This is a genomic window from Pseudomonas sp. GNP014 (assembly GCF_054344005.1).
In genome coordinates, this window is sequence record NZ_JBTGUS010000001.1 from 4127501 (window position 1) to 4141244 (window position 13744).

Here is a 13744-nt window from a genome sequence, read left to right on the forward strand (position 1 = left end):
TGTGCGGGTTTTTTTATGCCCAGGAGGCAACATGTCCCAAGTACTTCAGTTGCGTAGCGAACGCGCGAAGATCAACGATTCGATTCAGGCACTGGCCAAACTCGAAACGGCAGGCGAGGCCTTGTCGGCTGAACAGTTGGCCCAGTTCGCGACTCTAGAGGCGGAGTTCAATGCACTGACTGACAAGATCAGTCGAGCAGAACAGGCCGAGCGTATTGCCGCCGCCAGCGCGGTACCGGTTAACGAGTCTGCTCAAGGTCGCACCGGGCCGCCGCAAAGTCGGGCTCACGGCCATATTCACGGTGGTGGGCCGGCTGAAGCACCAGGTGTGCGAATGGCCCAAATGGTTCGGCTGCTTGCCGCCGCCGGTGGCAACCAGCATCAGGCCGCGCAAATGGCACAGCAGGGTGGCTTTTCCACCGATGTTGCCATGGCCCTTAGCACCGTGACGCCAGGTGCAGGTGGGGTGTTAGTTCCACAGAACTTCGCTACCGAGATTATCGAAGCGCTTCGCCCAATGTCGGTTGTGCGCAAAATGGGCGCACGCAGTCTGCCGCTCAACAATGGCAACCTGACCCAGCCCCGTATCACCGGGAACACTGTCGTCACTTACATCGGTACCGAAACCGATATCCCGATCACTGGGATGACGTTTGCAGATACGAAGCTGTCCGCAAAAAAGGCGGCGGCGATCGTGCCAATTTCCAATGACCTGATTGCTAATGCCGGCGTCAGCCCACGCACTGACGATATCGTCGTTGAAGACTTGGCGGTCTCGATGGGCCTGTCGGAAGATCTGCACTTCATCCGAGCTGACGGCAGCGGCTCGCTTCCAAAGGGCATGCGTTACTGGGCGCAGCCGTTCAATATTTTGCCGGCACCGGCAGTTGACACCCTCACCCTGGAAAAGATCGACCTGTTCTGCGGTGGCATGATGCTCCGTCTGGAAACAGCGAACGTCATGATGAAGGCCTGCGGCTGGTTGATGCACCCGCGTGTTCTCCGTTGGCTGCAATCACTGCGTGATGGCAATGGCAACAAGGCTTACCCGGAAATCGAACAAGGGTTGTTTAAAGGTTATCCGGTTGGCTTGAGCAACCAGATCCCGGTCAACCTCGGCGCCGGTGGCGATGAGACCGAATTCTACTTCGTCAACTTCGCAGACATGATGATCGGCGAAGACATGGACCTGACGATCTCCTTCAGTAACGAAGCCTCCTACAAGGACGCCGAAGGCAACATGGTCAGCGCGTTCCAGCGTGATCAGACGCTGGTCAAAGTGATTGCCAAACACGACTTTGGCCCGCGTCACGTCGAGTGCATTGTTGTCGCCATCAACGTCAAGTGGGGCGCTGGCATGTAATTCCGCGACCCCGCTTCGGCGGGGTTTTGCATAACTGAGGGATGGGTAATGACAGACAAAGTAGCGGTACGTTTTCTGAAGGCCTGGCGTGGTTACTCTGCGGACGAGTTGGCCGGCTTTGATCAAACTGTAGTCGAGGGGCTGCAGGCGAAAGGATTCGCGGAAATCTATGAACCCAGCGGTGAGACGTCGGCAAAATCGAAGGGGGGCAAAGGCAAAACCGCGAGGGCCGGTGCTGTAAAACCTGAGAGCGGCCCGGCTGCTGGGGGTGGTACTTCCGAAGCAACCACCGAGCCAGGCGGTACAACCGAAACCGGTGACGGACCCGACGAAGAGAAACCCTAAGCCATGGCCCGTCGAATCGAATACTTCGGCGACCCAGTTCTGACACTGGAACAAGTGGCCTTCCAGTGTCGGCTGGAACCGGAGGACATGGAGCCGGGGCTTATCAGGGACATCATCATTCCCGGTGTCACGACTCAGTGCGAGTCCAAGACCGGGGCGGGTATTCGTGGCGCGATCTACGAAGAGGACTGGCCCGCTGCATTCCCTTCCGGCCACGCACTGGATATCGGTCAGGCGACCGAGGTTGTGTCGGTCAAGCTTCGGCAGGCTGATGGCACGTGGAGCGATTACGCTGGCCCGGTAGATCTCGAACAGGGCCAGCGCGAAAGCTTCGTGTCGTTTCCCTCGGGGCGGCCTACTGGCACCTTGCGTATCCGCTACAAGGCAGGGACTGATCTGGATCTTCACCCCGGCGTGCGGAGCTGGCTGCTGATGGCAGCTGCGACTATTCATCGGCACCCGGAAATGTTCCTGGTAGGCCAGTCCCTGTCGGATCTGCCTTCTGATTTTCTTGATCACCTGGTGGCCGAGATCACTTTACCGCCGAGGTTTTGAGCATGGCCTATCGCGAACCGAGTGCCGGTGAGCTGGATCGGCGAATTACGTTGAGACTGCGCACAGATGTTCCCGCGCCAGATCAGGGACTCGATTCAATCTTCACCGATGAGAAAAAGCGGTGGGCCCAGATCAAGCCAGTCGGCACTGTGGTTTACACGGCAGGTGTTCAAACTGATGTGAAGATCACTCACCGGGTGACGTTCTATTTCCTCAAGGGCGTTAGTGATGCTCATGAGGTCGTGCACGGCGGCACCATCTATCGGGTACGGCGTGTCGCCGACATGAATGGCACTCGCCGTTACACCATTCTCGAAGTCGAAGAACTCGGGCCGCAGAAGCCCGGAGGTGGCATCTATGGCTAACTCTGCATCGGTTGAAAGTTACCTACACGTTGAGGGTTTCGACGATTTTGAGCGCGACGCCTTCGATAAGAAGAAGATCCGCGCAGGGATGCGCAAGGCTGGCTTGCTGGTCACACAGCATGCCCAGATGAACCTGGTACTGGGCAATGGGCGGCAAGGCTATCCGGCCAATAGAACCGGTGAGACAGTAAATTCCATCAAGTTCAAGGTGTCGCGTTCGGGGTTCATGGTGAAGATTTCCCCGACACTCACCCCTGCTATGGGTGAATTCTACCCAGCCTATCTGTACTACGGTGTGAAGCAGGGGCGCAGGCCTCAAAAGCTTGCGCCCGGCAAAGGCATTGGCCGCAAAAACCGACGACAAGCTGGCGTTCGTTTCCGGCTCATTGCCGAACGGGCAGCCGGCGAATGGCGGATCAAACCGCACGATAACTACATGGCTGACGCGCTTGAGGACACATCCGAACAGGTTCGGTCGATTCTGTTCACGGCTTTCGCATCGGCGCTTTCGTGAGCAATGGCGCGCGGGTAGAGGCATTTCAAAACACATTGGGATAGGCTTGTCTTTCTGATAACAGGGAGTTGCCTATGAAAGTTATGAGTTTGCTTGCCTCTGTCGCTATGTCTGTTTCAGCGATGACCACACATGCAGCGGATGCGGTAAGTGAGGCCCCAAGTGCTGCCATTGACCGAATCACACTTATTTATCTGAATCACAAGATCTATCCCAACGGTTCTGTTGAGTGTGATTCGAAAGTGATTGGAAACCGTTCCATGATTGGATGTTGGAACCTGACGTTGAATGGCAAAAGCGCACCGCATATCTGGCTGTACGAAGCTGACAAGTTCAAATCGGTCAACGGAAGTGCGCGCCAACTCGCCGAAGGGAAATTCTCCTCGGAGCCTGATGTTACTGTTGTGAAGCTGCCTTTGCCGAGCGATATCAATGTTGGCTCGGCACTGGAAACGTTCACTAAAGGCTGAACTTGAACTCAGAAAGAACCTCGCTTATGCGGGGTTTTTTTATGCCTGAGATTTGAACAATGAAGCTGAATCCGATTGTTGCTCACCTCAAGGCAACATGTCCGACCTATGGGGGTCGGGTGGCGGCCGGTATTGATTGGGAAGCTGTTGCTGAGAGCGCCAAGCTTCCGATGCCTGCTGCTTACGTTATTTCGGCGGCTGATGCCGCGGAGCCAAGCAAGGCGCAGAACACGGTGATACAGGCGGTTACTGATCAATTTGCGGTTGTCGTTGTGTTAGATGCCGGGGACGAGCGAGGGCAGGAGGCCAACGATCAGTTGCACGATATTCGTTCGGAACTGTGGCGCTCGTTGGTCGGCTGGAGGCCTGGTCCGGAGTACACACGTATCGAATACGACAAAGGCGCACTGGTGTTCGTCAGTCGCGCCCGAGTCATTTACCAGTACCTCTTCACCGCTGAGTTCCAGATCGGTCGCAACAACACCACCGAACCAGCCGAGACCTGGCACGAGCTCGAGCTGGACGGTTTGACGCCGTACACCGGCGCCACCATCAACATGGACTGCATCGACCCGGCAGACCCAAATCTGAAACGCCCAGGCCCGGACGGGCGCATCGAAGTGAAATTCACTGGAGACGTAACACCATGACCAAGCGCATCAATGTGGTGCCGGCCTTGGGCCGCGCTGTACCCGACCCGGAGATTGGCGACCTGTTGCCAGTTGAGGGACGGGAGGTTGCCGACAGCGCCTGGTGGCGCCGTCGCATGGCCGATGGTGACATCGAGGTCAAAGCCGACAAGCCGCCAACCACCAAAGCCCCAGCGGCGAAACCCGAGGAAGGCAAATAATGGCCATTGGATTCAGTAACATTCCTGCCGATATCCGCGTGCCGCTGTTCTACGCAGAGATGGATAACTCGGCCGCAAATTCGGCGTCGTCGGCCATGCGTCGGTTGATCGTCGGACAAGTCAACGACGACGCGATCGGCGAAAGCCTCGGTAAGCTGGTGCTCGTTTCGAGCATCGCCATCGCCAAGAGTATTGGTGGGCAAGGCTCGATGCTCGCCGCGATGTACGAAACCTGGCGCAAAGCCGATCCGATCGGGGAAATCTGGTGCCTGCCCCTGCAAATCGAAACTGGCGAATCGGCTAAGGCGACCGTGACCATCACGGGCACTGCCACCGAAGCGGGCTTTCTGAACCTTTACATCGGCGGTGTTCGCGTCCAGTCGGTGGTTGCGTCGGCGGCGACACCAGCCGTTGTCGCCGCCGCGTTGGCAGTAAAGATCAATGCTACACCCGATCTCCCGGTCACTGCTGCAGCCGCTGCCGGCGTTGTCACCCTTAACTGCAAGTGGACTGGCGAAAGCGGTAACGACATCAGCCTTGCGATGAACCGTCTGGGCAAGTCCAACGGCGAATCGACACCTGCTGGACTCACGGTCGTTGCCACGGCGATGTCCGCCGGCGTAGGTGCACCCGATGCCGTTGACGCGATCGCCGCTCTCGGCGATGAACCCTTCGAGTTCTTGTGTCAGCCATGGTCGGACACGACTACGTTGAATGCCTGGAAAGATGCGATGGATGACAGCACTGGTCGCTGGAGCTGGGCCAAGCAGCTGTTCGGGCATGTCTACACCGCCAAGCGCGGCACCATCGGTACCTTGGTCGCGGCCGGTCAGGCACGCAATGACCAGCACATGACTATTCAAGGTGTTGAGCCAGGCGTGCCGCAACCGGTGTGGGTGCAGGCGGCCGCGTTGGGGGCTCGCACGGCGGTGTTCATTTCTGCCGATGCCAGCCGGCCCACCCAAAGCGGCAGTCTGCCAGGACTGGATCCGGCGCCGGCGAGTGATCGTTTCACACTGACTGAGCGTCAGTCGCTGCTCAACTATGGCATCGCCACCGCGTACTACGAAGGCGGTTACGTGCGCATCCAGCGCTCAATCACCACCTACCAGAAGAACGCCTACGGCCAGGCCGATAACTCGTACCTGGACAGCGAGACCATGCATCAGTCGGCGTTCATCGTCCGCCGCATGCAGAGCGTGATCACCAGCAAATACGGTCGCCACAAGCTAGCGTCCGACGGCACGCAGTTCGGAGCCGGTCAGCCGATCGTCACCCCGGCAGTGATTCGCGGCGAGCTGATTGCGCAGTACGCCAAGCTCGAAATGGAAGGCCACGTCGAAAACGCCGAGCTGTTCGCCGAGCACCTGGTTGTCGAGCGCGACAGCAACGATCCGAGCCGCGTCAATGTGCTGTTCCCGCCTGACTACATCAACGGCCTGCGCATCTTCGCGCTGCTCAATCAGTTCCGCCTCCAGTACGACGACGCGGCGTAACGTTCACCCCGAACACCCAGCCCGCCCTGTGCGGGCTTTTTCATTCTGGAGACCAAGACCATGGGCGAAAAAGTAGCCGGTACTGTTTACGTGAAAGTAGACGGTGAGCAGCTGACCATCACTGGAGGCGCGGAAGCACCGCTGATGGATGTGAAACGCGAGACGGTTTGGCCGGGCTTTTTTAAGGAAGAAAAACTGGCGCCGTATATCAAGATGACCGCACTCATGCCACAAGGCTTTCCGATTAAAAAGTTGACCAAAGGCTACGACCAGACCGTGACCTGCGAGTTTGCCAACGGGAAAGTCTACGTGCTGTCGGGCGGCTATCTCGTCGACGAACCTGCCGCCAAGGGTGAAGACGGTACGGTTGAACTGCAATTTAACGGTGTGAATGGGAGTTGGCAATGAGTGAGCCAGTGAAGTTGCAGGTAGCGATCGAGGCACATGGCGAGTCAGTCACCGAACTGAAGCTGCGACGCCCGACAGTTCAGGAAGTACGAGCCATCAAGGCGCTTCCCTACAAGATCGACAAGAACGAAGACGTCAGTCTGGATATGGACGTAGCGGCCAAGTACATCGCCGTGTGCGCTGCCATCCCACCGTCTTCCGTCAACCAGTTGGATCTGTCCGACCTCAATGCGTTGAGCTGGGCGGTAGCCAGTTTTTTCATGAGTCCGGCATCGGAACCATCGAGCAACTGATCGAGGTCGCCTATGACCTTGCGTGGTTCTGGAAAACCGATCCGGAGCTTGTAATGGCTCGTCCGCTGGACGTTCTCCTTGAGTCCTTGGAGCACGCCCAGCGCATCAACAAAACCCAGCAGGTGCAGTGATGGCGGACAAGTTCCAGCTCAAGGCGTTGATCACCGGCGTCGATAAGCTGTCGCCGACATTGAAGGGCGCTGCAAAGAACGTTGCCGGTTTTCGCAAACAAATGAATAGCTCGGGGCTCGGCAAAATAGGCTTCAGCGATATCGTGCAGGGAGGCGCGTTCGCGGCTCCATTCGTTGCGGGGGCCAAGGCAGCAATGGCCTTTGAGTCGTCGATGGCTGACGTGAAGAAGGTCGTTGATTTCGATACGCCAGAGCAGTTCAAACAGATGGGCAAGGACGTGCTGGACATGTCCGAGAAAATGCCGATGGCAGCAAGCGGCATCGCATCCATCGTTGCGGCGGGAGGGCAGGCCGGCTTCGCTCGCGGGGAACTCAAACAGTTCGCCGAAGATGCCGTAAAGATGGGCATCGCGTTCGATCAAACAGCCGACCAATCTGGCGACATGATGGCCAAGTGGCGGACATCCTTCAAGTTGAGCCAGGTTGAAGTTGTTACGCTGGCCGACAAAATCAATTATCTCAGCAACACCGGACCTTCCTCAGCAGCCCAGGTCGCCGACATCGTTACCAGGGTCGGCGCTTTGGGTGGAGTAGCCGGCTTGAGCGCTGGGCAACTGGCCGCTATGGGCGCAACTCTTGCGGGCGTTGGTGTCCCGAGTGAGGTAGCTGCCACAGGCATGAAGAACTTCATGTTGGCTTTGACCAAAGGAAGCGCTGCAACGAAGCAACAGTCTCAGGCTTTCAAATCGCTGCGACTCGATGTGAAGCAGGTCGCCAAGAGCATGCAAAAGGACGCACAGGGCACGATTGAGGATGTGCTTAACCGCATCGCCAAGGTGGATCCGGCGAAGCAGGCTGGGTTGTTGACCGAGTTGTTTGGTACCGAATCTGTGACAGCAATTGCGCCGATGCTGACCAATCTTGATCTTCTCAAAACCAGCTTCGCAGCAGTGGGTAAGGAAGGTAAGTTCGCCGGTTCCATGGAAAAGGAATATGAGGCCCGGTCGAAAACCACGGCCAACGCGATGCAACTGCTGCAGAACCGAGTCACCCGTCTCGGTATTGAAGTCGGTGCCGCTCTGCTGCCACCGCTAAACGAAATTATGGAAACACTTGGCCCGCTCGTTTCCAGAATGTCCGAGCTTGCAGCAGAGCATCCTGGTGTTATCCGTAGTGTGCTGGGCGCAGGTATTGCGTTCGGCGTCCTGCGCGTTGCGGTGATGGGGGCAGTGATGGCGACCAAAGTTCTCAGTGCCGTGATGGCCATGTCGCCGGTCGGGATCATTGTCCGGGTGATCGCATTAGCGGCAGGGTTGCTGATAGCCAACTGGAAAACAGTCGCACCGTTTTTCGAACGGCTGTGGGAGCGCGTGCGTCGTCCAGCCATGGTGTTTTGGGAGTGGATTAAGCTCGCCTGGCAGTTCACGCCGATGGATTGGGTCATCAAGAACTGGGAGCCGTTGACCGGTCTGTTTTCGGCCATCTGGGACGTGCTGTACGCCGTGTCTACGCCGGTAATGAAATTCCTCAGTGATCTTTTCGACTGGACGCCTTTGGGCATGATCATCAACAACTGGGAGCCCATCGTCGGATTCTTTCAAAAGCTCTGGGACCGAGTGCGGCCAATTCTTGCGCCAATGATGAAAATGCTCGGCATGGATGCCGATGGGGAAGGGCTCGTCAAGAAGGCGACCAATGTCGCCAATAACTTCGCCGAAGAGCAGACGAAGCGCAATGCGGGTGTCGGAGGTGGTACCGGGGCATTACTACAAGCGGACGCCACTCAGGTTGCCAAGGGGCGCCAGTCGCTCAACAACCAAGCGTTTGGGATCGACAATAACCAGCTACTTCGGGCGCCCGGGCAATTGCCGCCGTCAGGCAGTCTGCTTCAGCAAACAGCTGCGGCAAACTCTCAGAAGGTCAACGGTGAGCTGACGATCAACCTCAACGGTGCACCACCAGGCACCACCGTCGATCAGCCAAAAACCAACCAGCCCGGTCTGAAAATAAAACCGAAGGTGGGTACGCGAACCGTGGGTGTCGTGAAGGAGTAGCGAATGGATCAGACATGGCGTGATCGGATGTTGCCGGCGTCGTTCCGGGGGATCAGCTTTTTGGTCCCGCAAGCGTCGGTGCCGATTGGCATGAAGGGGCAGCTTCACGAATTCCCTCAGCGTGATGAGCCGTACTTCGAGCAGTTGGGCAAACAGTCCCAGGTGCATCGACTGGTGTGCTGGATTATTGGCGATGATTGTTTTGAGCGCCGCGACAAGTTCATGGAGGCGCTTCAGACACCAGGCGCTGGCGAGTTGTTACACCCTTGGTTGGGACGAATGCAGGTCAAGGCGGGTGAGGGTGAACTGACGCACGACTTCAAGTCCGGCGGCATGGCTGCGTTTGAAGTGACGTTCTATCCCGATACCCCGCTGAAATTTCCAGCGGCCAAGGTCAACAGTCAGCAACAAGTGGTCAAGGCTTCAGACACCCTGCTGGACTCGGCGCTGGCCCGATACAAGTCGGCGATGGCGAAGGTAGACCAGGCGCGGCTCGGCTTGGCTCGCCTGCGCAACAGCCTGTCGAGCGTGTACACAGTGATCCAACAGCAGTTTTCAACCATCGTCGGGGCTTTTACCAACCTGACCGAGTTCGTCCGGTCCGTGATTAATGCGCCGGACTCCCTGTCGTCGCTGTTCTCCAGCTACTTCAGTGAGTTCTCGGTGGATGACTACTTCGGCGATGAGTCGGGTTCGAGCTACCGCAATACGGTGGCCGCCGCAACGCAGCAAACCGAGGCGGTGGCCAACATCAATACCGTCAGCCAAGTAGGTGGCGTAGATGCGGCGGCGGCTTCACAGGCCGCCGCCGATCTTGTGCAGGATGCTTTGTTGGTACAGGTGGCCCTGATCATCAGTGAAATGCCTGTCGCGTCACAACCCGTATCCACTGCCGTCGCGCCTTCGGTGGATCAGCAGGCCATTCAGCCCATAGTGCGGCCGGAGGTCCCCGTGGCCGACGACGTGATCGAGCTTCGCGACAACCTGAATGAGGCGATTTTTCAGGCTGCACTGAAGGCTGATCCCGAGCACTTCATTGTGCTCAATACCCTAAGGCAAACCATCGTCAAGCACCTGACAGCCGTGGCGGAGTCTGGCGTGCGCCTAGTGGAGATCACTCCGTCCGAAACCCTGTCGGCCTTGGTGCTTGCTTACCGCCGTTTCGGTGATGCCACCCGCGAAAGCGAAGTAGTCCAGCGCAACCGCTTGCCGCACCCGGGATTCGTGCCGGCACGTCCGATCAAAATCGCCCAGAGGTAACCGATGGAAGACATGAATGCTGTCAGCCTCACGGTTGACGGTCTGGATTACGCCGGCTGGAAATCCGTAGAAATTACAGCCGGTCTGGAAGATCAAGCGCGTTCGTTCAATCTCAGCATCACCTGGAAGTGGCCCGGACAAGTCTTGCCGTTGCCGCTCAAGCAGGGGGCGAGGTGCCAAGTGCGCATTGGTGATGACCTGGTGCTGACCGGCTGGGTGTTCGCCACACCGATCAGCTATGACCACCAGCAAATAACCACCAGCATCAGTGGTCGCTCGCTCACCGCTGACTTGGTGGATTGCGCGGCGATCAACAAGCCGGGGCAGTGGAACAACCAGAGCGTGCTGGCAATCGTCAAAGCGCTGGCTTCGCCCTATGGCATCAGGGTGCGTAGCGAGATTCCTGAAGGGGCCAAGCTGTCGGACCACACGATAGAGCCTGGCGAAACGGCGTTCGAATCCATCGACCGGCTGCTGACGATCTTCCGGGTGTTTTCTACGGACGACGCCAAGGGCATGGCTGTGCTCGCGAAGCCCGGTAGTGAAGTCCGTGCCTTCGACACGTTGGAGGTAGGGAAGAACATTTTGGCCGGTGACGCGTCTTTGGACTTCTCGGCGGTGTTTTCCGAATACCGGGTCCTCGGGCAGAAAAGCGGTACCGATGAAGAATTCGGCGAACAGGCGGCTGAGATCTCGGCCGTGGTCGCCGACCTGCGCATGACGCGTAAGCGCGTGATGATCATCCAAGAGTCCGGTCAGATGACCAACGAACTGGCGCAGGCGCGGGCGAACTGGGAACGCGGGAGCCGAATGGGCAAAGCGCTCACCACGACCTACACCGTGCAGGGCTGGCGTCAATCCAATGGTGCGCTGTGGAAGCACAACGCACTGGTGCGCGTCATCGACCCAATCATTGGCTTCGATCGGATTATGCTCATCGCACGCGTGACCTACACCCTCACTGAGAGCGGGATGATTACGAAAATGGAAATCGGCCCGCCGGACGGATTCGAGCCGGAGCCCTACGACCCGCACAAGAACCGCAAGCTGAAGAAGGGCGGCAAAGGCGACAACTTCGAATACCTCATCCCCGCAGACTACGAGCCCAAAAAATGAGCCTGAAAAGCATTATGGCGCGCGGCACCGTGCTGCTGACGGCTGCTGGAAAAATGATGCAGACGCTGCAGGTCAGGTTGACCGCCGGTGAAGTGAAGGACACGGTCGAGCATTTCGAACCCTATGGGTTCACCAGCAACCCGCTGGCCGGCGCCGAGGTGCTGACCATGTTTCTCAATGGTGATCGCTCCCACGCTGTGGTGGTGGTCGCAGCCGATCGCCGGTACCGGATCAAGGAACTGGCGCCAGGAGAGGTGGCTATCTACACCGATGAAGGTGACAAGGTGCATTTCAAGCGCGGCCGGGTCATCGACATTGAAACCAATACGCTGAACATCAAAGCCACTACGGCGGTGAATTTCGACACACCAGTGATCAATCAGACTGGCAAGGTCGTTTCCACGGGTGACCAGATCGCAGGCGGTGTCAGCCAGATTGGTCACGTCCACACCTCCGTCCAGGCTGGCAGCGGCAACAGCGGGCCACCCGCAGCGGAGGCTTGATGATTATTTCTGACAACCGCGAAGACACGCTGACCCGCGCCGTGCTGATCAGTCTGTTCACCTGGCGTCGCGCTATGACCGACGACCCGGTAGACGACGAAGAATTGTTTGGCTGGTGGGGAGACAGTTACCCAACCATAGCCGACGACCGCATTGGTTCGCGATTGTGGCTGCTGCGCCGGGTCAAGCTCACCGACGCCACCCAGCGTGACGCCGAGTTTTATGCCAATGAAGCGCTTCAGTGGTTGCTCGATGACGGTCACGTCATTGCGATCGAGATCATCAGCGAGAAGCACGATATCAATCGCCTGAACCTGATCGTCATCCTGACCATTTCCGGCGGCGACCGCGTTGAAATCAAACCCAACTCTTCCTGGCAGGTGATCTATGCCGTTTGAAACACCTTCACTGCCGGTGCTCATCAGCCGCACCCAAGGCGACCTGGCCAGTGACGCGCTCCGTCGCTCCGACGCACAGGTACTTGCGAGAACAATCGGCGGCACCGCTTACGGCTTGTACGGTTATCTCAATTGGATCGCGGAGCAGATCCTGCCAGATAAGGCCGATGAGGAAACACTTGAACGCATTGCGGCGCTACGCCTGAACAGGCCCCGCAAGCCTGCCCAGCCAGCCGAAGGTGTTGTGAATTTCGTTGCCGCCGCCGGCGCTGTGCTGGATATCAATGTCGTGCTTCAATCCGGCGACGGTCGCATGTTTCGTGTGACCGCTGGTGTGACCACCGTCGCGGGACCCAACACCACGACCATTGAAGCAGTCGACGCCGGTGCTCTGGGTAACGCAGACGCGGGGCTTGTGCTTACATTGGTTCAGCCAGTTGAAGGTGTGACCAACGCATTCACCGTAGTTGCCCCAGGCCTGACCGGCGGCATCGCCAAGGAAAGTATCGAGTCCTTGCGCGCTCGGGTGATTCGCTCTTACCGGGTCATCCCTCACGGCGGCGCTGCGGCTGATTACGAGACGTGGGCGCTTGAGTTCCCCGGGGTAACTCGCGCTTGGTGTCGTGGTAATTACGTAGGGCCTGGCACCGTCGGGCTTTTTGTGATGCGCGACAATGATCCAGATTCGGTACCGAATGCGGCTCAATTGCAGGAAGTGAAGGATTACATTGAGCCGCTTCGTCCCGTCACTGCTGAGCTGTACGTGCTTGCTCCCGTAGAGAAACCGGTTCTTTACAGCATTCACCCAGTGCCTGATACCTCCGCTGTACGCGCCGCCATTACGGCCAGCCTGAAAGACCTGCACGGTCGAGAGGCCGGCTTGGGCGACAAACTGCTGATCAGCCACATTCGAGAGGCCATCAGTGGTGCCGCCGGTGAAACTGACCACTCGTTGACTGTGCCTAACGCAAATGTCTCTGCAGCTACTAATGAGTTGCTTACTTTCGGAGGCATTACATGGCTATAGCGCGAACCGCTGAGCAATACCATCACCAGCTGCGCGGTCTTTTGCCCGCCGGCCCAGCGTGGGATCCGGAACTGGTGCCCGAGATTGAATTGGTGCTGAGTGGTGTCGCCATGGAGTTCTCACGGCTCGATGCTCGCGCCGTCCACTTGCTCAACGAGATGGACCCGTCGGGTGTCAGCGAACTGGTGCCTGATTGGGAGTACGTGATGAACCTTCCAGATCCCTGTCTTGGGCCAAACCCTGCGTTTGAAGATCGTCGACTGGCAGTGCGGCGCCGTTTGGTAGAGGTCGGTGGCCAGAGCAAGGCTTACTTCATTGAGATTGCCGTGAGTCAGGGTTATCCAGACGCCTCAATCACCGAGCACAGAGCGCCCCGAATGGGGCGTTCGCGTTTTGGGTCTGCGCATTTTGGTACTTGGAAAGCGCAGTTTATGTGGACGCTTCATACCGGTGGGCGGCAGAAGCAGGGCAGGCGCTTTGGCGTCAGTTACTGGGGGGAGCGATTCGGTGCGAATCCCGGTAACGCAATCGAATGTCTTATTCGCCGTCCAGCGCCGGCGCACACCCTTGTGTACATCAATTACGACTGAGGAATG

General features: G+C 58.0%; 18 protein-coding genes. All 18 read left to right on the top strand.

Features of this window, described 5'->3' with window-relative positions; genetic code table 11:
• Positions 1-31 precede the first annotated feature (31 nt).
• Positions 32-1363, top strand: coding sequence for a phage major capsid protein (locus ACXX9E_RS18510; protein WP_458555889.1), 1332 nt, complete (start codon positions 32-34; stop codon positions 1361-1363).
• 48 nt (positions 1364-1411) lie between these two features.
• On the top strand, positions 1412-1708 hold the full coding sequence (locus ACXX9E_RS18515) for a hypothetical protein (protein ID WP_458555890.1): 297 nt from the start codon (positions 1412-1414) through the stop codon (positions 1706-1708).
• Positions 1709-1711: 3 nt separating this feature from the next.
• Entirely contained in the window at positions 1712-2263 is a 552-nt protein-coding gene (locus ACXX9E_RS18520; protein WP_458555891.1) for a hypothetical protein, read from the top strand.
• 2 nt (positions 2264-2265) lie between these two features.
• Complete coding sequence (locus ACXX9E_RS18525) at positions 2266-2628, top strand: phage head closure protein (protein WP_458555892.1); 363 nt, start codon at positions 2266-2268, stop codon at positions 2626-2628.
• Positions 2621-3142, top strand: coding sequence for a hypothetical protein (locus tag ACXX9E_RS18530; protein ID WP_458555893.1), 522 nt, complete (start codon positions 2621-2623; stop codon positions 3140-3142). Before ACXX9E_RS18525 ends, ACXX9E_RS18530 begins: the two co-directional genes overlap by 8 nt.
• 74 nt (positions 3143-3216) lie before the next feature.
• Positions 3217-3612 (top strand): hypothetical protein, encoded by a 396-nt coding sequence (locus ACXX9E_RS18535; RefSeq protein WP_458555894.1) that lies wholly within the window; start codon positions 3217-3219, stop codon positions 3610-3612.
• 59 nt (positions 3613-3671) lie between these two features.
• Positions 3672-4262, top strand: coding sequence for a phage tail terminator protein (locus ACXX9E_RS18540; protein WP_458555895.1), 591 nt, complete (start codon positions 3672-3674; stop codon positions 4260-4262).
• The gene (locus ACXX9E_RS18545; protein ID WP_458555896.1) at positions 4259-4462 is read left to right on the top strand and encodes a DUF2635 domain-containing protein; all 204 of its coding nucleotides are present in this window, start codon (positions 4259-4261) and stop codon (positions 4460-4462) included. Before ACXX9E_RS18540 ends, ACXX9E_RS18545 begins: the two co-directional genes overlap by 4 nt.
• The gene (locus ACXX9E_RS18550) at positions 4462-5958 is read left to right on the top strand and encodes a phage tail sheath subtilisin-like domain-containing protein (RefSeq protein ID WP_458555897.1); all 1497 of its coding nucleotides are present in this window, start codon (positions 4462-4464) and stop codon (positions 5956-5958) included. The genes ACXX9E_RS18545 and ACXX9E_RS18550 overlap by 1 nt, the downstream gene beginning before the upstream one ends.
• 60 nt (positions 5959-6018) lie before the next feature.
• A complete protein-coding gene (locus ACXX9E_RS18555) occupies positions 6019-6366 on the top strand; it encodes a phage tail tube protein (protein WP_458555898.1) in 348 nt (115 codons plus the stop codon).
• A complete protein-coding gene (locus ACXX9E_RS18560; RefSeq protein ID WP_458555899.1) occupies positions 6363-6659 on the top strand; it encodes a phage tail assembly protein in 297 nt (98 codons plus the stop codon). The genes ACXX9E_RS18555 and ACXX9E_RS18560 overlap by 4 nt, the downstream gene beginning before the upstream one ends.
• A gap of 130 nt (positions 6660-6789) precedes the next feature.
• Positions 6790-8844 (top strand): phage tail tape measure protein, encoded by a 2055-nt coding sequence (locus tag ACXX9E_RS18565; protein WP_458555900.1) that lies wholly within the window; start codon positions 6790-6792, stop codon positions 8842-8844.
• 3 nt (positions 8845-8847) lie between these two features.
• Entirely contained in the window at positions 8848-10104 is a 1257-nt protein-coding gene (locus ACXX9E_RS18570) for a DNA circularization protein (RefSeq protein WP_458555901.1), read from the top strand.
• A 3-nt stretch (positions 10105-10107) separates the two neighbouring features.
• Positions 10108-11220 carry a phage baseplate assembly protein gene (locus ACXX9E_RS18575; RefSeq protein ID WP_458555902.1) on the top strand — a complete coding sequence of 371 codons (1113 nt, stop codon included), beginning with the start codon at positions 10108-10110 and terminating at the stop codon, positions 11218-11220.
• The gene (locus tag ACXX9E_RS18580) at positions 11217-11723 is read left to right on the top strand and encodes a phage baseplate assembly protein V (protein WP_458555903.1); all 507 of its coding nucleotides are present in this window, start codon (positions 11217-11219) and stop codon (positions 11721-11723) included. Before ACXX9E_RS18575 ends, ACXX9E_RS18580 begins: the two co-directional genes overlap by 4 nt.
• Positions 11723-12121 (top strand): phage GP46 family protein, encoded by a 399-nt coding sequence (locus ACXX9E_RS18585; RefSeq protein ID WP_458555904.1) that lies wholly within the window; start codon positions 11723-11725, stop codon positions 12119-12121. The genes ACXX9E_RS18580 and ACXX9E_RS18585 overlap by 1 nt, the downstream gene beginning before the upstream one ends.
• The gene (locus ACXX9E_RS18590) at positions 12111-13148 is read left to right on the top strand and encodes a baseplate J/gp47 family protein (protein ID WP_458555905.1); all 1038 of its coding nucleotides are present in this window, start codon (positions 12111-12113) and stop codon (positions 13146-13148) included. Before ACXX9E_RS18585 ends, ACXX9E_RS18590 begins: the two co-directional genes overlap by 11 nt.
• Complete coding sequence (locus ACXX9E_RS18595) at positions 13139-13738, top strand: YmfQ family protein (protein WP_458555906.1); 600 nt, start codon at positions 13139-13141, stop codon at positions 13736-13738. Before ACXX9E_RS18590 ends, ACXX9E_RS18595 begins: the two co-directional genes overlap by 10 nt.
• Positions 13739-13744: the final 6 nt, after the last annotated feature.

Coding starts and splice junctions, on each gene's coding strand:
- ACXX9E_RS18510 (WP_458555889.1), top strand. CDS start 32: ATGTCCCAAGTACTTCAGTTGCGTAGCGAACGCGCGAAGATCAACGAT.
- ACXX9E_RS18515 (WP_458555890.1), top strand. CDS start 1,412: ATGACAGACAAAGTAGCGGTACGTTTTCTGAAGGCCTGGCGTGGTTAC.
- ACXX9E_RS18520 (WP_458555891.1), top strand. CDS start 1,712: ATGGCCCGTCGAATCGAATACTTCGGCGACCCAGTTCTGACACTGGAA.
- ACXX9E_RS18525 (WP_458555892.1), top strand. CDS start 2,266: ATGGCCTATCGCGAACCGAGTGCCGGTGAGCTGGATCGGCGAATTACG.
- ACXX9E_RS18530 (WP_458555893.1), top strand. CDS start 2,621: ATGGCTAACTCTGCATCGGTTGAAAGTTACCTACACGTTGAGGGTTTC.
- ACXX9E_RS18535 (WP_458555894.1), top strand. CDS start 3,217: ATGAAAGTTATGAGTTTGCTTGCCTCTGTCGCTATGTCTGTTTCAGCG.
- ACXX9E_RS18540 (WP_458555895.1), top strand. CDS start 3,672: ATGAAGCTGAATCCGATTGTTGCTCACCTCAAGGCAACATGTCCGACC.
- ACXX9E_RS18545 (WP_458555896.1), top strand. CDS start 4,259: ATGACCAAGCGCATCAATGTGGTGCCGGCCTTGGGCCGCGCTGTACCC.
- ACXX9E_RS18550 (WP_458555897.1), top strand. CDS start 4,462: ATGGCCATTGGATTCAGTAACATTCCTGCCGATATCCGCGTGCCGCTG.
- ACXX9E_RS18555 (WP_458555898.1), top strand. CDS start 6,019: ATGGGCGAAAAAGTAGCCGGTACTGTTTACGTGAAAGTAGACGGTGAG.
- ACXX9E_RS18560 (WP_458555899.1), top strand. CDS start 6,363: ATGAGTGAGCCAGTGAAGTTGCAGGTAGCGATCGAGGCACATGGCGAG.
- ACXX9E_RS18565 (WP_458555900.1), top strand. CDS start 6,790: ATGGCGGACAAGTTCCAGCTCAAGGCGTTGATCACCGGCGTCGATAAG.
- ACXX9E_RS18570 (WP_458555901.1), top strand. CDS start 8,848: ATGGATCAGACATGGCGTGATCGGATGTTGCCGGCGTCGTTCCGGGGG.
- ACXX9E_RS18575 (WP_458555902.1), top strand. CDS start 10,108: ATGGAAGACATGAATGCTGTCAGCCTCACGGTTGACGGTCTGGATTAC.
- ACXX9E_RS18580 (WP_458555903.1), top strand. CDS start 11,217: ATGAGCCTGAAAAGCATTATGGCGCGCGGCACCGTGCTGCTGACGGCT.
- ACXX9E_RS18585 (WP_458555904.1), top strand. CDS start 11,723: ATGATTATTTCTGACAACCGCGAAGACACGCTGACCCGCGCCGTGCTG.
- ACXX9E_RS18590 (WP_458555905.1), top strand. CDS start 12,111: ATGCCGTTTGAAACACCTTCACTGCCGGTGCTCATCAGCCGCACCCAA.
- ACXX9E_RS18595 (WP_458555906.1), top strand. CDS start 13,139: ATGGCTATAGCGCGAACCGCTGAGCAATACCATCACCAGCTGCGCGGT.